Consider the following 17,676-nt stretch of genomic DNA (forward strand, 5'->3'; position numbering starts at 1 on the left):
GGAGGCGTGTGTAAGACTCTCGGCCGTGGCGTATCCCGCGTTGGACCGAACTGCGAAGCTCGAACTGGCCAGGCTGATCACCGAACTGGCTGTGGTACACGGCAAAGTGACGTTGGCTTCCGGCAAGGAAGCCGACTACTACATCGATCTCCGGCGCGCGACGCTGCACCACGCCGCCGCGCCGCTGGTCGGCAAGCTGCTGCGGCAGCTGACCGCTGACTGGGACTACGTCGCGGCCGGCGGGCTCACCCTCGGCGCCGATCCGGTCGCGCTCGCGATGCTGCACTCCGCGGCGACCGACGGTGTGGTGCTCGACGCCTTCGTGGTCCGAAAGGCCGTCAAGGAGCACGGCATGCAGCGGCAGATCGAAGGTGTCGAGGTACGCGGACAGCGCGTGCTCGCTGTCGAGGACACCTCGACCACCGGCGGCAGCGTGCTCACCGCGGTCACCGCGTTGCGCGAAGCCGGCGCTGAGGTCGTCGGGGTGGCCACCGTCGTCGACCGCGACACCGGTGCGCGCGAAGCGGTCGAGAAGGAAGGCCTCGAGTACCGCTACGTGCTGAACAAGGACGATCTCGGGCTCAGCTGAGGCTGATTCGCCGCGGTGACCGCAATCACCCACAATGCGTGCGTGACGAATTCCCGCACCGCGGTGTCCCCCTGATGGAAGGGGGTGCCGTGACCACGACCAACGCGGAACCCGGCACGCCGCTCGACGACGCGACACTCGTCGGCCGTGCGCGCGACGGGGACGTACGGGCTTATGAACAGCTCGTACTCCGCTATCAGGGCCCGATGTTCCGGCTCGCGGTGAAGATGCTGCACCACCGCGGGGACGCCGAGGACGTCGTGCAGGAGGTCTTCCTCGGCGCGTGGCGCAAACTGGAGCAGCTCAGCGACGACCAGGCGTTCGTCGGCTGGCTCTACCGGAGCACCACGAACCGCTGCCTGAACGTCATCCGGGCCCGGCGGCCGCAGGCCGACGTGGACCTGGACCTGGCCGAGTCACCGCGCCGAGACGCCCGCCCGGAGCACGCGGCGCAGGTCAGCAGCCAGCTGGCCGCGCTCAACGAGGCACTGCGGGACCTGACGCCCCAGCAGCGTGCCTGCTGGTTGCTGCGTGAGGTGCACGGTCGCTCGTACGACGAGATCGGCCAGGTCGTCGGCGCGAACCCCACGGCGGTCCGGGGGCGGATAGCCCGCGCCCGCGCACAGCTGGCGGAGGTGATGAAGCCGTGGCGGTGAACCAGGACTACGAACTGCCCTGTGGCCGGGAACTCGAGACGGTATGGGCGCGGCTCGACGAGGTCGGCACCGGACACGCCGACGAGCACGAACTGACCTGCCCGCACTGCGGTACCGCGCGCGCGAGCCTGCTGGCGCTGCGGGAGGCGACCCAGGAGCTGGTGGCCGAACCCGATCCGGCGCCGCCGGACCTGGTCGGGCGGATCATGTCCGCGGTCCGCGCCGAGGTACGCCGGGGCCAGATGCTGGACCTCGGGACGCCGGAGGCGGGCGGGGTCGAGGTCAGCGAGCAGGCGGTGGCGGTGGTCCTGCGCTACGCCGCGGACGCCGCCGGCGACGTGCGGGCGCGCCGGGTCCGGGTGCGCACGGTCGGCGTGGACGACGGCGGGGCCAGCCGCGTCGAGGTGGAGCTCACTCTCGCCGTGCGGCTGGGGAACGCCCACGGCGGTGATTCGCTGGCACGGGTGCGAGAGCTGGTCACCGCGGCCGCGGCCGCGCGGGTCGGACTGTTGATGGAGAAGCTGGACCTGCTGGTGGAAGACGTGTACGAGGACGCGGAATGACAGTCGAGGCCGAATACGTGATCGCCGAACCGGTGGTCGCGAGTGTCGCGGCGCGGGCGGCGATCGAGACGTCCGGGGTGGTGCGGCTCGAACCGGGGCTGCGCGGGCTCGTCACGGCGTGGACCCGGGCCGCGCGGCAGCGCTGGAGGGGGCTCGAACCCGCGCCTGCCGACGGCGTGCGCGTGCGCACCGTCGAGGGGCGCCTGACCGTGGAGATCGACGTGGTCGTCTCCAGCGTCGACCAGGCCGCCGCGGTGGGCCGCGCGGTACAGCGTTCGGTCACCCGCGCGGTCGCCGAGCAGACCGGGGCTTCCGTCGACGCGGTCACCGTGTCCATATTGGACATCGAAGTGGGTGGCCGGTGACGGCGACCACCGCCAGGGAGCTCGCGGGCAAGATCGCCGAGGCCGTCGCGGGGGTCGAAGGGCTGCGCCCGGCCACCGTCGTCGCGTCCGACCTCAACTGGCTCCCGATCGACCTGTCCGGTGGCGCGGTGGACCTGACCCCGGAGCTGGTCGAGGTCCGGCTGCTCGCGACCCGGCTGCCGTTGCCGCCGCTGCTGGAGCGGGCGGGCACCGTGGTGCGCGACCTGCTGGCCGGCACCGAATGGGAGCGGGCACGGCTACGGCTGGTCGTCACCGACATCGACGGCGCCGCGTTCGACTGAGCAGCACATCACACGATCGGGTCGTGCCGATCTTCGCTGTGCGGTGTCGAACCGTTGACGGGGCACCAGACCGTTGCACCCACCCGAAACCGAGGGAGAGCCGATGACCGCCACCCAGTCCGAGACCGCCGAGCTGGCCACCCGCCCGGACGCCGGGCCACTCGTGACCTCGCAGGGCGTCACGACCGTCGCCGACGTCGTCGTGCAGAAGATCGCCGGCCTCGCCACGCGTGAAGTGACCGGGGTGCACGCGCTCGGCGGCGGGGCCGCCCGCGCGCTCGGTGCGCTGCGCGACCGCATCCCGGGTGCCTCGGCCAGCGCGGGCCAGGGCGTCGCGGTGGAGGTCGGCGAGAAGCAGGCCGCGATCGATCTGCAGATCGTGGTCGAGTACGGCGTGCCGATCGCCGAGCTGGCCCGGCAGGTGCGGCGCAACGTGATCGGTGCGATCGAGCAGATGACCGGCCTCGAGGTGGTCGAGGTGAACATCACCGTGGGCGACGTGTACCTGCCCAGCGACGAGGAGCCGCAGGCCACCGACCGCGTGCAGTGACCGGCGTACGGACCGGCCACCGAACCGTGGCCGGTCCGGGTCGCCCGCCGGTGGTCACGGTTGACCCGGTGCGGCGAAACCCGCAGCGGTGAACATCCGCCGGGTTCCCACTCGCAGTCACGTCCTCGCTACCGCCGGGGTGACCCGGTTGCTCCGGTGGGTCGAACATCACAAGGCCTCCCCCGTTTTCCCGCTCGGCCACCGGCAATCCGGAGTAACGTCGCTGGTACGGGACCTGGGAGGAGGCGGTGGTGAACCCTTCGGTCGCACACGTTCTCGCCGACGTCACAGTGGCCGTGCACATCCTCGCGCTGCTGTTCATCGGCCTGGGTGGTTTCCTCGCGTGGCGCTGGCCCAAGATCGTGTTCGTGCACGTGTTCTTCGCGGTGTGGGGCGTGCTGGTGAACGTCACGCCGATCCCGTGCCCGCTCACCGCGCTGGAGGACTACTTCCGCCACCAGCAGGGTCTCGGTGACCTTCCCGGCGGGTTCAACGCGTACTACCTCTACGACACGGTGATCCCGAGTTCGGTGCTGCCCGCGGTGGTCGTCGTGGCGGTCGGGCTGCTGCTGTTTTCCTACGTCGGCGCCTATCACCGCTGGCGTCACCGCCACCACGACACTCCGACGCACGAGCTGCGGGTGGGCTGAGCGAGAATCGTCCTTCGTGACCAGCGAACCGCACGAAGCCGGACCCACCGAATGGGGCAGCCGTGAGGAGGTGGGCGTCGGGCCCTGGCCGGGAGACTGGCCGGCCGACCCGCGCTACGACCCCGAACTGCTGGCAGGCGGGGACCGCCGCAACGTGGTGGACGCCTACCGCTACTGGCGGCGCGAGGCGATCGTGTCCGACGTGGACGCCCGGCGGCATCCGTTCCACGTGGCGATCGAGAACTTCCAGCACGACCACAACATCGGCACGGTGGTTCGCACGGCCAACGCGTTCGCCGCGGCCGAGGTGCACATCGTCGGCCGCCGTCGCTGGAACCGGCGCGGGGCCATGGTCACCGATCGTTACCAGCACCTGCGGCACCATGAGGACGTCGCCGGGCTGCTGGAGTTCGCCGCCACGGCCGGGTTGACCGTGGTCGCGGTCGACAACACCCCCGGTGCCGAACCACTCGAAGCGGCCGAGCTGCCGCGTGCCTGCGTGCTGCTCTTCGGCCAGGAAGGCCCCGGCCTGTCCGCGGCCACCCAGTCCGGCGCGGCGAAGGTGGTGTCGATCGCCCAGTTCGGCACCACCCGGTCGATCAACGCCGGGGTGGCCGCCGGGATCGTGATGCACTCTTGGATCCGGCGGCACGCGGACCTCTCGAAAGCCTGGTGACGCTCGCCGGGTGCGGTGCCGCGAGGGACAATCGCGTGCATGGACGGCGAGGACGATCCCGCGGCGCGGGCGGCCGCGGCCGAGCACGCGGTGCGGGGACGGCACCTGCGCCGGGTGTGGGGTGTGCCGGGCACCGTGCTGGGCCGCAGTGGCTGGCCGCCGAGCCTCGGTCAGCGGCTGCACTGGCACTGGAACTACTGGTGGCAGGCGCATCTGCTGGACTGCCTCGTGGACGCGCAGCTGCGCGCGCCCGACCCCGGCCGGGCGCGGATGATCGACCGGTTCGTCCGGTCCGTGCACCGACGCAACTTCGGCACCTGGGTGAACGACTTCTACGACGACATCGCATGGCTCGGCCTGGCCCTGCAACGAGTCCGCGCTCTCAACCTGTCCACAGTAGACCCCGCCATCGCGGCGATCGACGCGCGGCTGCGCGAGGGGTGGACCGACGAACTGGGTGGCGGTATCTGGTGGCGGCGCGGCGACCGGTTCAAGAACGCCCCGGCCAACGGTCCGGCGGCGATCTTCCACGCCCGGGAAGGTGATCACGCTCGCGCCGGCGCTCTGACGCGGTGGCTCACCACGACGCTCGTCGACCCGGCCACCGGGCTGGTCTGGGACGGCATCCGCGCCGACACCGGCGAACTGGTGAAGCACATCTTCACCTACTGTCAAGGAGTTTACCTCGGCGCCTGCCTTGAGCAGTCCGAAGTGGACAATGCTGCTCGTACGGTGCACGCGGTGGCGGAGCATCTCGCGCCCGAGGGCGTGCTGCGTGGGTGCAATGGCGGCGACGGTGGGTTGTTCGCCGCGATCCTGGCGCGGTATCTGGCACTGGCCGCGACCCGGCTCGACGTGCCGGAGGCCGGCGTCGCGCGTGGGATCGTGGTCGCGTCGGCCGAGGCGTGCTGGCGTGGTGCGGTGCCGGCGCCCAGCGGGCCGTTGTTCAGTGCGGAATGGTCCCGGCCGGCCCCGTCGCTGCCGCTCGGCGCGGCGCCGGAACGGGATCTGTCCGTCCACATCGGAGCGTGGATGCTGCTGGAGGCCGCGGCCACGTTGGGCTGAGGCTCGGCGGACGCAGGACGGGATCAGCAGCCGCAGGACGCGCGATGCAGGAACCGTGGGGCGAGCCGGACGGCCTCCGGGCGGCGCTCCGGTTCGCGGCAGCGTTCGACGAGCAGCTGGACCGCGCGCCTGCCCATTTCCGAGATCGGCTGCGCCATCGTGGTGACGCCGGGGGAGACCGTGCGGGCCCAGTCCATGTCGCCGTAGCCGACCACGGCGAGCTCCGACCCGATGCGGACCGCGCGGCGGTGGGCCTCCCACTGGACCCCGATCAGCATCGCCTCGCCGGCGACCACGATGGCGGTCGGGGAAGGCCAGCCGTCGAGCAGCTTCGCCGCGGCACGGGCCGCGCCGCCTGCCGACGACATCCCGCACGCGACGAGTTCCGGGTTGTACCGCAGACCCGCCCGGCCGAGCCCGAGCCGGTAGCCCAGCGTGCGTTCCTCGCTGACCGTGGACCCGGATTCGCCGGTGATCAGCGCGATCCGCCGGTGCCGCCGCGACGCGAGATGCTCGACGAGGGCGGACATGGCCTGGATGTTCTCGGAGCCGACCTGGTCGACGTCGTTGCGCCCGGCGATCCGGTCGACCAGCACCGTGGGCACGCCCATCCGCACCAGCCCGTTGACCACCGCCTCGTCCCCCGGCGCCGGAACCAGCAGCATCCCGTCGACCCGGTCGGCCCGCAACGCCCGCACGACGGCGGCTTCCTCCCGCACCGAATCGCCGGTGTCGGCCAGCAGCAGATCGCAGCCGGAACGCGCCGCGGCACCACGGATGGCACGCAGCAGCCGATCGTTGTACGGGTTGGCGTGCCGGCCAAGGGCCACCCCGAACCGGTACGCGACCGGCGGGTCCCAGACCGGAGCCACCGGCGCCAGAACGGTCATCTTCCAGGCTCTCGTCGTCGTTCTTACCCAACGGTAACTACTACTCGCGCGTACCGAGAGCGGTCACGACCATCGAGTCCGGAGAATCACTGGGATGAGTGAATGCCCTCGTCGCGACGCACTCAGGGTGAGCATCCAACCGTCGCGTTCACACCGGGTTGGCGGTTCCGCCTTCCGGCCGCGTCGGGACACCGGCCAAGCGGTCGAACGCTGGTCATCCCGCCGGGCAGCCGCAGGACTCGCGGTGGCGCAGGGTCGGTGGCAGCCGCACCGTTTCCGCCGGGCGGGTGGGGTCGGCGAGGCGGGCCAGCAGCAGCTGGACCGCCCGGCGGCCGATGGCCTCGATCGGCTGGGCCATCGTCGTCAGCGGGGGGTCCACGAACTCCGCCCACTCGACGTCGTCGTAGACCACCACCGGCAGGTCGCGGCCGAGGCGCAGGCCGCGGCGGCGGGATTCGTGCAGGGCGCCGACCATCATGCTGTCGTTGCCCACCACCAGCGCGGTCGGTGGATCGGGCAGGGCGAGCAGCGTGCTCAGCGCCAGCGCGCCGCCCTCGCGTGAGGACTGGCCGCAGGCCACCAGGTCCGGCGTCCACGCCAGGCCGGCGCGGCCGAGGCCGAGCCGGTACCCCAGCACCCGTTCGTCGCTGGTGGTGAGGCCGGGGGCACCGGAGATCATGCCGATCCGGCGGTGACCCAGCGACGCAAGGTGCGCGGTCAGCGCCGAGGTCGCCTGGATGTTCTCCGCGCCGACCTGGTCCACGTCGGTGCGCGTGGTGAGCCGGTCCATCAGCACGATCGGCACGTCCAGTGACACGAGTTCGCCGATCGCCGGGCCGTCGCCCGGTGCGGGAGTCATCAGCAGGCCGTCCACGCGCCGCGACCGCAGTGCCCGGATCACCTCGCGTTCGGTGTCCGCGGTGTCGTGCGTGTCCGCCAGCAGCACCGTGTAGCCGTTCGCCGAGGCCTCGCGCTCGATCGCCTGCATCAGCGCGGCGAAGTACGGGTTCGCCACCAGCGAGACGGCCATCCCGATCGACCGGGTCCCGCCGGTGACCAGGGAGCGCGCGATGGCGTCCCCGGTGTACCCGGTCGACTCGATGGCCCGCAGCACCGCGGTCTTCGTGTCCTCCGCGACGGCGCGGGTGCCGTTGACGACGTGCGAGACCGTCGTGATGGACACCCCGGCCATCTCCGCGATGTCCCGCTGGGTCGGCCGCGCCGACCGCGGTCGTGGCATGTCGATCCTTCCGAAGAACTCGGCAAGCGTTTGCGCAAACGCTTGCGCCATGGCACGAGTCTGTCTACCTTCCCGTCCATCGGCAAGTTCGCACCTCGATTCGGAGGGCATCTCCATGAGACAGCGCAGTCTCACCGCACTGGCGGTGGCGGCCGCCGTCGCGGTCTCCACCGCCGGCTGCACGGTCGAGCGCCACTGGGGTGGCGACACGGCCAAGGCCGGCAGCGGCAAGGCCAAGGTCGGCCTGGTCACCAAGACCGACACCAACCCGTACTTCGTCGAGTTGCGCAACGCCGCGGCCAAGGCCGCCAAGGCGAACGGCGCCGAATTCAGCGCGCTGGCCGGCCAGTTCGACGGCGACAACGACGGTCAGGTCCGGGCCATCGAAAACCTGATGCAGCAGGGCGTGAACACCATCCTGATCACGCCCAGCTCGTCCACCGGCGTGCTCAAGGCGATCCAGGACGCCAGGGACGCCGGCATCCTGGTGATCGCGCTCGACACCGCCACCGAACCCGCCGACGCGGTCGACGCCACCTTCGCCACCGACAACTTCGCCGCCGGTGAGCAGGAGGGCGCGTACGTGAAGGCGGCGCTCGTCGGCGCCGATCCCAAGCTGCTGATGGTCGACGGCACCGCGGGCGCGTCGGTGGACACGCAGCGGCACGGCGGGTTCCTCAAGGGCATGGGGCTCGAGGACGGCGCGCCGCAGATCAAGGGGCACACCAACGCCAACGGCGATCAGAGCCTCGCGCAGCAGGGGATGGAGAACCTGTTGCAGCGCACCACCGATCTCAACGCGATCTACTCGATGAACGAGCCGATGGGCCGCGGTGCCCACGCCGCGCTCAAGGCGCGCGGGCTCACCGGTCAGGTCGTGCTCGGCTCGATCGACGGCGGCTGTGAAGGCGTGCAGAACGTCAAGAGCGGACAGCTGGCGGTCACCGTCATGCAGTTCCCGCGGAAGATGGCCGAACAGGGAGTGCTCGCCGCGGTCGACTACGCCAAGACCGGCAAGAAGCCCTCCGGGTTCGTGAACACCGGTTCCACCACGATCACCGACAAGCCGTTGCCCGGCGTCGAGAGCAAGGACACCGCCTGGGGCCTGCAGAACTGCTGGGGAGGCACGGAATGAGCACCGACGACGTATTTTTTCGCGCGGAGGCGGCATGAGCACTGTGACGGTGAACGGGACCCGGGAGCGGGAATCCCTCGGTGAGTTCCTGCTGCGTGCCCCCGCGGTCGGGCCCGCGCTCGCGCTCGTGGTGGCGGTCGTGGTGTTCTCCTTTGCCACGGACACGTTCTTCGATCTGGACAATCTGTCCACTGTGGTCCAGCAGTCGCTGGTGGTCGGCACGCTCGCACTCGGCCAGACGTTGATCATCCTGATCGCCGGCATCGACCTGTCGAACGCTTCGTCGATGGTCGTGGCCACGCTGGTGATGGCGAAACTCGCCGCCGCCGGCACGAACGGTTTCGTCGCCCTCGTCGCGGGCGTGGTGCTGACCATCGTGGTCGGCCTGTTCATCGGCACCCTGGCCACGCGGATCAAGCTGCCCGCGTTCATCATCACGCTCGGCACGTTCACCGGCTTGACCGCGGTGGCCAAGCTGATCGCGGGCGGGCAGGCGGTCCCGGTGACCGACGGGCTGCTGCAGTGGCTCGGGACCAAGCGCTACCTCTTCGGCGGCATCCCGATCACCTACGGCATGACGCTCGCGCTGATCATGTTCCTCGTCGTGTGGTACGCGCTGACGAAAACCGCGTGGGGCAAGCACGTCTACGCGGTGGGCAACGCGCCGGAGTCGGCGCGGCTGTCCGGGATCAAGGTCAACCGCACGGTGCTCTCGGTGTACCTGGTCGCCGGCCTCTGCTTCGGCATCGCGGCCTGGCAGGCACTCGGGCGCACGCCGAACGCCGACCCCAACCAGTTCCAGCTCGGCAACCTCGACTCGATCACCGCCGTGGTGCTGGGTGGCACCAGCCTGTTCGGCGGCCGCGGCTCGGTGCTCGGCACGCTCTTCGGCGCGCTGGTCGTGGCGGTGCTGCGGTCCGGGCTGACGCAGATGGGCGTGGACGGCAACTACCAGGACCTCGCCACCGGCGCGCTGCTGATCGCCGCCGTCGTGGTGGACCGGATCGCACGGAGGCAGCAGCAGTCATGACTTCTTCCGAGAATCCCACTCTGTCCGCGCGGGGCCTGGTGAAGCGCTACGGCCGGGTCACCGCCATCGACGGCGCCGATTTCGACCTCTACCCCGGCGAGGTGCTCGCCGTGGTCGGCGACAACGGCGCGGGCAAGTCGAGCCTGATCAAAGCCCTGTCCGGCGCGCTGGTCCCGGATTCCGGGGAGATCCGGGTGGACGGCGAGACCGTGCACTTCAGGTCCCCGCTGGACGCCCGGCACTACGGAATCGAGACGGTGTACCAGGACCTCGCGGTGGCGCCCGCGCTGGACATCGCCTCGAACATGTTCCTGGGCCGGGAAAAGCGGCTGCGCGGCCCGTTCGGGATCGGGGCGCGCAAGCTCGACACCGCGGGGATGCGCGCCGAGGCGCAGCGGATCCTCGACGACCTCGGCATCCAGGTCAAATCCATCTCACAGCTGGTGGAAACGCTGTCCGGCGGGCAGCGCCAGGGTGTCGCGGTCGCCCGTGCCGCCGCGTTCGGCACCAAAGCGGTGATCATGGACGAGCCGACCGCCGCGCTCGGCGTCGCGGAGTCGGCCAAGGTGCTCGAGCTGATCGGCCGGATCCGCGACCGCGGCCTGCCGGTGGTCCTGATCAGCCACAACATGCCGCACGTCTTCGACATCGCGGACCGGATCCACGTGCATCGTCTCGGCAAGCGGGTCGCCGTGGTGTCGCCGAAGACGCATTCCATGAACCAGGTCGTCGGCCTGCTGACCGGTGCGCTGACGCTGACCGAGGACGGCGAGGTCGTCGAGGTCGCCGCCGCCACCCACGCCGGGCTGAGCTGACGTGCGGGTGCTGCTGGCGGGCCTGTGCACCGTCGACGTGGTCCAGCGGGTTGCCGCGTTCCCGGAGCCGGGCGAGAAGGTCCAGTCACTGCGGGTGGACGTCGCGGCCGGTGGGCCTGCGACGAACGCCGCGGTGACCGTGGCCGCGCTCGGCGGCGGGGCGACCCTGCTGACCGCGCTCGGTGCGCACCCGCTGGCCGCACTCGCCCGCGCCGACCTTGCCGAACACGGCGTCGACCTGGCCGACCTGACGCCCGGCCGGACCGCTGCGCCACCGGTGAGCGCGGTCGTGGTGCGGGACGGCGACGGTGAACGCACCGTCGTGTCCCGCAACGCCGCCACCGACGAACCGCTGACCCTGCCGGGCCGGTCCGCGCTGTTCGACGACGTCGGCGCGGTCCTGCTGGACGGGCATCATCCGGAGCTGGCGCTGGCCGTCGCCCGGGAGGCACGCCGCCGGGGGGTGCCGGTGGTGCTGGACGCGGGCAGCTGGAAACCCGTGCTGGACGAGCTCCTGCCGCTGGTCGACGTCGCCGCGTGCGCGCAGCGGTTCTCCGCACCCGGCCCGAGCCTGTCCGAACGCGGGGTGCCGGTGGTGATCACCACCGCGGGGCCGGAGCCGGTGCGCTGGAGCACTAGGGAAGACTCGGGGCAGGTCCCCGTGCCCCGGGTCGAAGCCCGGGACACGCTGGGGGCCGGCGACGTGTGGCACGGCGCGCTGGCGTTCGCCGTGGCGACGCCCGGGCGTTCGGTACCCGGCTGGATCCGGGAGGCGAACGCGGTGGCCGCACAGCGCGTCCGGCACGTCGGTCCGCGGTCGTGGACCGGCGCGGTCGAGCCGCGGGCGGTGGAAAACGTGGGAGAGGACAAGCGATGACGGCGTTCGACGACCTTCTGGAGCGGGCCGAGGGGCTGGCCAAGCCGCGACAGCGGCACGTGCTGGGCATCATCGGCGCACCCGCGTCCGGCAAGACCACGCTGGCCTGGGCGCTGGCGAACGCGCTCGGCTCGCGGGCCGCGGTGGTCGGCATGGACGGGTTCCACCTGGCCCAGGTGGAGCTGCGGCGACTCGGCCGGACCGAGCGCAAGGGCGCGCCGGACACCTTCGACGCGGCCGGGTACGTGCAGCTCATCCGGCGCCTGGCCGAGGGTCGGGAGACGGTCTACGCGCCGGAGTTCCGCCGCGAGATCGAGGAGCCGATCGCCGGTGCGGTCCCGGTCGCGCCGGAGGTCCAGCTCGTCATCACCGAGGGCAACTACCTGCTGGTGCCCGACGACCCGTGGAGCGGCGTGCGGCAGTACCTCACCGAGGCCTGGTACCTGGCGCCGGACGAGCCGGAGCGGATCGAACGGCTCGTTTCGCGCCACCGTCGTTACGGCCGGTCGCTGGTCGAGGCGCGGCAGCGGGCACTCGGCTCCGACCAGCGCAACGCCGACCTCATCGAGAGCACCCGGGACCGCGCCGATCTGGTGCTGGAGAACCTTCCACTGCAGAACTTCGCGCTGTGACCGGCGTTCTCGTCGTCACCGGCGGCAGCCGCGGGATCGGTGCGCAGGTCTGCGAGCTGGCCGCCGACCGCGGGTACGCGGTGGTGGTGAACTACTCCGGTGACCCGGCGCCGGCCGACGAGGTCGCCGCGCGGGTCCGCGCGAAGGGCCGCTCCGCCCTCGCGGTGCGTGCGGATGTCGCGGACGAGCAGCAGGTCGGTGCCCTGTTCGCGGCCGCGGAGGAGCTCGGCCCGCTGGCCGGCGTGGTGAACAACGCGGCCATCACCGGCAACACGCCCGGGCGGCTGGACGAGCAGAGTGCGGACACCGTGCGCCGCGTCCTGGACGTCAACGTCGGCGGGGTGTTCCTCTGCTGCCGGGAGGCGGTCCGGCGGATGTCGGTGCGCCGTGGCGGACAGGGCGGCGCGATCGTCAACGTGTCGTCCACCGCCGCCCGCACCGGATCGGCGGGCGAGTGGGTGCACTACGCGGCGTCGAAGGCCGCGGTCAACACACTCAGCCTCGGGCTCGCGCAGGAGGTCGCGGACGAGGGCGTCCGGGTCAACGTGGTGGCTCCCGGACTGGTCGACACCGGACTGCACGCCGCGGCCGGGCTGCCGGACCGCGTCGCGCGGATCGGCCCCGCCATTCCGTTGCGCCGCGCGGGACAGCCGCGCGAAATCGCCGAGGCGGTGCTCTGGCTGCTGTCCCCGGCGGCGTCCTACACCGTCGGTGCGGTTCTGGAGGTCGGCGGCGGCCGCTGACCCCGGCTCCCGCGGTGTGGGACGGTCGGGGAGCAGGAGATCACGATTCGTGGCAGATGTCGGTGGACGCGCCCGTACCCGGCGCCGGCCTGTGTCACCCTGGGGGCGCCCCAGGGGGAGGGGACGGGAAAGGACGGCCGCGAAAGTCATGCCCAAGCTCACGTCTGTGCACCATCTGGCGCTCACCGTGACCGATGTGGAGCGCAGTGTTCCGTGGTACGTCCGGGTCCTCGATCTCGAGGAAACGCACCGCAGGGAGGACCAGGAGACCGGGGTCGCGAAGGTGGTGCTCCGGTCCGCGGGTGACGGCTTCTCGGTGGTCCTGGTCCAGCATCCGGACACCGGCAGGCGGGCCTTCGACGAGCGTCGCACCGGTCTGGACCACGTGGCGTTCTGCGTCTCGTCCCGTGCGGAGCTGGCCGAATGGGAGACGCGGCTGGCCGAGTTCGGCGTGTCCTACACCCCGCCCACCGAATCCCGCACGTTCGAGGGCTCCTGCGTGATCGTCTTCCGCGATCCGGACGGGATCCAGCTGGAGATCTGGTCCGACCCGACCGGCTGACGGGGACCTGCACGGCACAGCCGGCGGAAGCGGCCGGCGTGGAGGTCAGGCGTGCGCGTCGTCGGTTTCCTCGACCGGACGGCGCATTTCCTGGCGGTAGCGCAGTACGCCGTAGCCGGTGCCGAACACGAAGAACGCCACGCTCACCCACAGCGCGGCCGTCTTGACCCACGGGATCGCGTCGAGCAGGCCGGCGCCGTAGTAGCCGAGCAGGACCAGGGTGGGCACCCACAGGAGCCCGCCGGTGGCGGTGGCGAGCAGGAACCGCCGGGGGTCCATCCGCGCGGCGCCCGCGATGAGCGGTGCGAGCGTGCGGATCCACGGGATCCACCGCGCCGCCACGATCGCGAAGAAACCCCTGCGGTCCAGGAACTTCTGCGCACGTTCGAGATTGTGCCGGTTGAGCACGCGGCCACCGCGGCGGGCGACGAGCCGGGTGCCGGTACCGCGGCCGATGTAGTAGCCGATCTGGTTGCCGAACACCGCGACGACGAGCGCGGCCGCGGACAGCAGCCACGCGTTGAGGTCCGATCCGTGCTGCGCGAGCACCACGCCGGCGCCGAAGAGCAGGGAGTCGCCGGGCAGGAACAGCCCGACGATGAGCGCGCATTCGACGAACACGAAGCCCAGCACGAGGACCCAGACGAGCACCGGACCGGCGGTGTCCAGCCAGCTCACCCCGACGCCCGCGGCCTCGACGCTCTCGACGTTCACGCGAGGAGCCTACGTGGCCGGAATCGGAGAGCGGGAGGCAACCATCGAATTCCCGCCTCTCGTGACGTTAGGTATTCCGGGGATGAACCGCCTGTTCATCCACTAAACGAACGGGCTGCCCGGAATGGTTCCCGGACAGCCCGTTCGTCTCGCGCGGGTCACACCGCCGGCAGCGATTCGCCTTGTACGGCCTCGATGTCGAGCTCCACCTTCACGGTGGTGCCGATCGCGGCCACGCCGGCTCGCACCATCGCGCTGTAGTCGATGGCGAAATCATTGCGGTGCAATTGCGTTTCGGCGTGGAACGCGGCACGTACGCCACCCCACGGATCCGGTCCGTGCCCGGTGTAGTGCAGGTCGAGATCCACTTCCCGCTGCTCCCCGTGCAGGGTGAGCACCCCGCGCAACACCCAGCTGTCGGTGCCGCGCTGGGTGAGGCCGGTGCTCTCGAACGTGATCAGCGGATAGGCCTCCACGTCCAGGAATTCGGCCGAGCGCAGGTGGTCGTCGCGCATCTTGATGCCGCTTTCGATGCTGCCCGCCTTGATTTCGGCACGCACGCTCGAACGTTCCACCGGACGGCCGACCTCGATCCGGCCGCCGAGGTCCGGGAACCGCACCTTGATGCTCGCGATGCCCATGTGCCGCGCGGTCGCCACGAGCGAGGAGTGCACCGGATCGATCGTCCACGGGCCCTCCGGCGGCAGTTCGACCGCGCCGGCCACCGGGACCAGTGCGATGTCGCCAAGGATCCCGGCGCCGTCGGAGCCGATCTGCACCGTACGGGCCAGCGGGGTGAAACCCGGTGCGGTGATCACCGCGGTGTAGACGCCCGGGGGCAGCGGTTCGGTGACCACCGCCCCCTTCGTGTCGGTGACCTGCCGGGCGACCTGGCGGCCGTTCAGATCGGTGACCGTGAGCACCGCGTTCTCGACCGGCCAGCCGCCGTTCGAGCGCAGCTGTGCGCGCAGTCCGCCGCTCATGCGCGATCGACCAGCTCGTCGAGCGCCTGGTCGTAGCTCAGCCGCACGTCGTGCTCGGCCTCGCCGTCACCGAGGCTGACCTGGCTGGTGGCCGGCGGGTAGCCGCTGGCCACCACGGTGTAGGACCCGATCGGCAGGTCGCTGACCACGTACCGGCCCTCACCGTCGGTGCGCGCCACCGCCGCGACGTTGCCGTTCGCGTCCAGCACGGTGATCCGGGCGTCCGGCACGACCCGCTCGCCCTCGGTGCGCGCGGTGCCCTGCAGCAGCACGGCCCCGGCCAGCTCGACGTCGTGGCGCAGCACCCCGCTGTCCGGGACGGTCAACGTGACCGCGACCGGTCGGTAGTGCGGGCCGCTCGCGACGAGCGTGTACTGCCCGGCACCGACTCCGCTGAAGGTGTAGATGCCGTCGTCGGCGGTGATGAACGCGCCGTTGACCTCGCCACGCGAATCGGTCAGCGTCACCGTGGCGTTCGCCAGCGGCGCACTGGAGCCGGTCGAGCGGACCACGCCGGTCAGCTCACCCGAGCCGGTGAGCGTGACGTCCAGCTTCGCCGGTCCACCGCCGACCACCACGCTGGAGGCCTGCGGCTGGTGCCCGGGCGCGGACACGATCAGCACGTAGGTGCCAGGGCCCTGGGTCGGCACCGAGTAGCTGCCGTCCCCGTTGCCGGTACCCCGCGCGACCTGGCGGCCCTGCTGGTCGATCAGGGTCAGCGCGGTCCCGCTCACGTGGCTGCCGTCCTGACGGCGCACGTGGCCGGTGACCGGGACGCCGCCCGTGCCGTTGGACTGGCCGATCTCGGCGCTGCCCACTGAATTGGTGATCGGCATCGGCAGTGCGCCGGACACCGCGTGCGGGTCACCGTGGCCGTTGGCCAACGCGTGCCTCCCTCCCGGGCCTGCTCCGGAGCCGACGAGAACCGGTTCCCGCGGAGCCTCTTCGAACAGCGAACCGGGCTTGTCGGCGACCGGCTCGGTGATCATGGTCTGTGCCTCGTCCTCGTCCAGGTCGAGCAGCGCTTCCCCGCCCTCGACCGCGGCCGCGGCCGGGTTCATGCCCGCGAGCGGGATCTCCTTCATGAACAGCAGCACCAGCGTGGCCAGCAGGGCGACACCACCGGCGACGTAGAACACCGTGGTGATCGACTCGGTGAAGCCGACCAGAATCGGCGTCTTCACCGCGTCCGGCAGGGTCTGGATGACGCTGGTGTTGCTCTGCAGGTCGTTCAGCTGACCGCCGGCGCCTGCCGGCATGCGTCCGCCGAAGGCCTTGGTGATGTTGCCCGGCAGCACGTTGAACAGAATCGTCAGGAACACCGCGACACCCGCGGTACCACCGATCTGCCGGAAGAACGTGGCCGACGCGGTGGACACACCCATGTCCTTGCGGGGCCCGGCGTTCTGCACCGCGATGATCAGCGTCTGCATGCACTGACCGAGGCCGAGGCCGATGATCAGCGCGGCGAGCAGCGGGTGCCACAGCGCCGAGTCGTACTTCAGCTGCGCGAAGAAGAACGCACCGGCGGCGATCAGGATCGTGCCGACGACCGGGAAGACCTTGTAGCGCCCGGTCTTCGAGGTGATCCGGCCGGAGATGATCGAGCTGGACATGATGCCGACCATCAGCGGCAGCATCAGCAGACCCGACTCGGTCGGCGAGTACCCCTGCACCACCTGCAGGTACTGCGGGATCATGGTGATCGCGCCGAACATCGCCACACCGACGATGAACCCGCCGACGATGGCCACGGTGAACGTGGAGTTGCGGAACAGCCGCAGCGGGATGAGCGCGGAGTCCTTCATCAGCTTCTCGACGACGATGAACAGCACGATGCCGACGCCGCCGATGGCGTACATCCAGATCGACTTGACGTCGCCCCAGCCCCACTTCTGGCCCTGTTCGGCGACGATCAGGAACGGCACCACGGCGATCACCAGGGTGAGCGCGCCCCACCAGTCGATCTTGTGCTTGTGCGGCGTGTGCGGCACGTTCAGCACCTTCGCCACCACGAAGAACGCGAGGATGCCGATCGGCACGTTGATCAGGAAGACCCAGCGCCAGCCGGAGATGCCCGCGAGGCTGTCGAACCCGGCGAAGAAGCCGCCGAGCACCGGGCCGAGCACGGTCGAGATGCCGAACACGGCCAGGAAGTAACCCTGGTACCGCGGGCGTTCGCGCGGCGGCACCACGTCACCGATGATCGTCATGGCCAGCGACATCAGACCGCCGGCGCCGAGACCCTGGATCGCGCGGAACGCGGCCAGTTCGTACATCGACTGCGAGAACGTCGCGGCCAGCGAGCCGGCCACGAAGATGCCGATCGCGGCGAGGTAGAACGGCTTGCGGCCGTAGATGTCGGAGAGCTTGCCGTAGATCGGCGTGGCGATCGTCGAGGTGATCAGGTACGCGGTGGTTGCCCAGGCCTGCAGCTCGAAGCCGTGCAGGTCGTTGGCGATCCGCACGATCGACGTGCCCACGATCGTCTGGTCGAGCGCGGCGAGGAACATACCGCACATCAGGCCGCTGATGATCGTGATGATCTGGCGGTGGCTCAGCCGCGGTCCCTCGTCGGTGTCGACGGCGGACTCTCTCCCCTGCGGATGAGGTTGTTTTTCGACGGTGGACGTCATGTG

At 70.9% G+C, this 17,676-nt stretch carries 21 protein-coding genes; 16 read left to right on the forward strand and 5 right to left on the reverse strand.

What is annotated here, in order from left to right:
* The first annotated feature begins 25 nt into the window (after positions 1-25).
* The 9 genes from pyrE to BJY18_RS24345 all read left to right on the forward strand — a co-directional run bounded on the left by pyrE (position 26) and on the right by BJY18_RS24345 (position 5,416).
* The gene (gene pyrE / locus BJY18_RS24305) at positions 26-589 is read left to right on the forward strand and encodes an orotate phosphoribosyltransferase (protein WP_184782189.1); all 564 of its coding nucleotides are present in this window, start codon (positions 26-28) and stop codon (positions 587-589) included.
* A 74-nt stretch (positions 590-663) separates the two neighbouring features.
* Positions 664-1,245 carry an RNA polymerase sigma factor gene (locus tag BJY18_RS24310; RefSeq protein WP_184784815.1) on the forward strand — a complete coding sequence of 194 codons (582 nt, stop codon included), beginning with the start codon at positions 664-666 and terminating at the stop codon, positions 1,243-1,245.
* A complete protein-coding gene (locus tag BJY18_RS24315) occupies positions 1,236-1,808 on the forward strand; it encodes an Asp23/Gls24 family envelope stress response protein (protein ID WP_184782191.1) in 573 nt (190 codons plus the stop codon). Before BJY18_RS24310 ends, BJY18_RS24315 begins: the two co-directional genes overlap by 10 nt.
* On the forward strand, positions 1,805-2,173 hold the full coding sequence (locus BJY18_RS24320; protein WP_184782193.1) for an Asp23/Gls24 family envelope stress response protein: 369 nt from the start codon (positions 1,805-1,807) through the stop codon (positions 2,171-2,173). The genes BJY18_RS24315 and BJY18_RS24320 overlap by 4 nt, the downstream gene beginning before the upstream one ends.
* Entirely contained in the window at positions 2,170-2,475 is a 306-nt protein-coding gene (locus BJY18_RS24325) for a hypothetical protein (RefSeq protein ID WP_184782194.1), read from the forward strand. The genes BJY18_RS24320 and BJY18_RS24325 overlap by 4 nt, the downstream gene beginning before the upstream one ends.
* Before the next feature lie 103 nt (positions 2,476-2,578).
* The gene (locus BJY18_RS24330; protein WP_184782196.1) at positions 2,579-3,025 is read left to right on the forward strand and encodes an Asp23/Gls24 family envelope stress response protein; all 447 of its coding nucleotides are present in this window, start codon (positions 2,579-2,581) and stop codon (positions 3,023-3,025) included.
* Between the two features lie 251 nt (positions 3,026-3,276).
* The gene (locus BJY18_RS24335; RefSeq protein ID WP_184782197.1) at positions 3,277-3,675 is read left to right on the forward strand and encodes a DUF2784 domain-containing protein; all 399 of its coding nucleotides are present in this window, start codon (positions 3,277-3,279) and stop codon (positions 3,673-3,675) included.
* A gap of 16 nt (positions 3,676-3,691) precedes the next feature.
* Complete coding sequence (locus BJY18_RS24340; RefSeq protein WP_184782199.1) at positions 3,692-4,351, forward strand: TrmH family RNA methyltransferase; 660 nt, start codon at positions 3,692-3,694, stop codon at positions 4,349-4,351.
* Positions 4,352-4,390: 39 nt separating this feature from the next.
* Positions 4,391-5,416, forward strand: a complete 1,026-nt coding sequence (locus BJY18_RS24345; protein ID WP_184782200.1) for a glycoside hydrolase family 76 protein — start codon at positions 4,391-4,393, stop codon at positions 5,414-5,416.
* A gap of 23 nt (positions 5,417-5,439) precedes the next feature.
* Here the strand turns inward: BJY18_RS24345 and BJY18_RS24350 are convergent, their stop codons facing one another.
* The gene (locus tag BJY18_RS24350; protein ID WP_184782202.1) at positions 5,440-6,306 is read right to left on the reverse strand and encodes a LacI family DNA-binding transcriptional regulator; all 867 of its coding nucleotides are present in this window, start codon (positions 6,304-6,306) and stop codon (positions 5,440-5,442) included.
* Between the two features lie 214 nt (positions 6,307-6,520).
* Positions 6,521-7,546, reverse strand: coding sequence for a LacI family DNA-binding transcriptional regulator (locus BJY18_RS24355; protein ID WP_184782204.1), 1,026 nt, complete (start codon positions 7,544-7,546; stop codon positions 6,521-6,523).
* A 115-nt stretch (positions 7,547-7,661) separates the two neighbouring features.
* Here BJY18_RS24355 and BJY18_RS24360 point away from each other — a divergent pair, with 115 nt between their 5' ends.
* From BJY18_RS24360 to BJY18_RS24390, 7 genes are all read left to right on the forward strand, one after another.
* Positions 7,662-8,681, forward strand: a complete 1,020-nt coding sequence (locus tag BJY18_RS24360) for a substrate-binding domain-containing protein (protein WP_184782206.1) — start codon at positions 7,662-7,664, stop codon at positions 8,679-8,681.
* 34 nt (positions 8,682-8,715) lie between these two features.
* Complete coding sequence (locus BJY18_RS24365) at positions 8,716-9,711, forward strand: ABC transporter permease (protein ID WP_184782208.1); 996 nt, start codon at positions 8,716-8,718, stop codon at positions 9,709-9,711.
* Entirely contained in the window at positions 9,708-10,526 is an 819-nt protein-coding gene (locus BJY18_RS24370) for an ATP-binding cassette domain-containing protein (protein ID WP_184782210.1), read from the forward strand. Before BJY18_RS24365 ends, BJY18_RS24370 begins: the two co-directional genes overlap by 4 nt.
* Positions 10,527-10,533: 7 nt before the next feature.
* Positions 10,534-11,403 carry a PfkB family carbohydrate kinase gene (locus BJY18_RS24375; RefSeq protein ID WP_184784816.1) on the forward strand — a complete coding sequence of 290 codons (870 nt, stop codon included), beginning with the start codon at positions 10,534-10,536 and terminating at the stop codon, positions 11,401-11,403.
* A complete protein-coding gene (locus tag BJY18_RS24380; RefSeq protein WP_184782212.1) occupies positions 11,400-12,035 on the forward strand; it encodes a nucleoside/nucleotide kinase family protein in 636 nt (211 codons plus the stop codon). The genes BJY18_RS24375 and BJY18_RS24380 overlap by 4 nt, the downstream gene beginning before the upstream one ends.
* A complete protein-coding gene (locus BJY18_RS24385) occupies positions 12,032-12,778 on the forward strand; it encodes an SDR family oxidoreductase (protein WP_184782213.1) in 747 nt (248 codons plus the stop codon). The genes BJY18_RS24380 and BJY18_RS24385 overlap by 4 nt, the downstream gene beginning before the upstream one ends.
* 148 nt (positions 12,779-12,926) lie before the next feature.
* Positions 12,927-13,340 carry a VOC family protein gene (locus BJY18_RS24390; RefSeq protein ID WP_184782215.1) on the forward strand — a complete coding sequence of 138 codons (414 nt, stop codon included), beginning with the start codon at positions 12,927-12,929 and terminating at the stop codon, positions 13,338-13,340.
* Between the two features lie 45 nt (positions 13,341-13,385).
* Here the strand turns inward: BJY18_RS24390 and BJY18_RS24395 are convergent, their stop codons facing one another.
* From BJY18_RS24395 to BJY18_RS24405, 3 genes are all read right to left on the reverse strand, one after another.
* Positions 13,386-14,054, reverse strand: a complete 669-nt coding sequence (locus BJY18_RS24395) for a DedA family protein (RefSeq protein WP_184782216.1) — start codon at positions 14,052-14,054, stop codon at positions 13,386-13,388.
* A gap of 158 nt (positions 14,055-14,212) precedes the next feature.
* On the reverse strand, positions 14,213-15,037 hold the full coding sequence (locus BJY18_RS24400; protein ID WP_184782218.1) for a YceI family protein: 825 nt from the start codon (positions 15,035-15,037) through the stop codon (positions 14,213-14,215).
* A complete protein-coding gene (locus tag BJY18_RS24405) occupies positions 15,034-17,673 on the reverse strand; it encodes an MFS transporter (RefSeq protein ID WP_184782220.1) in 2,640 nt (879 codons plus the stop codon). Before BJY18_RS24405 ends, BJY18_RS24400 begins: the two co-directional genes overlap by 4 nt.
* Between the last annotated feature and the right edge of the window lie 3 nt (positions 17,674-17,676).

The organism is Amycolatopsis jiangsuensis, from assembly GCF_014204865.1.
Lineage (GTDB): Bacteria > Actinomycetota > Actinomycetes > Mycobacteriales > Pseudonocardiaceae > Amycolatopsis > Amycolatopsis jiangsuensis.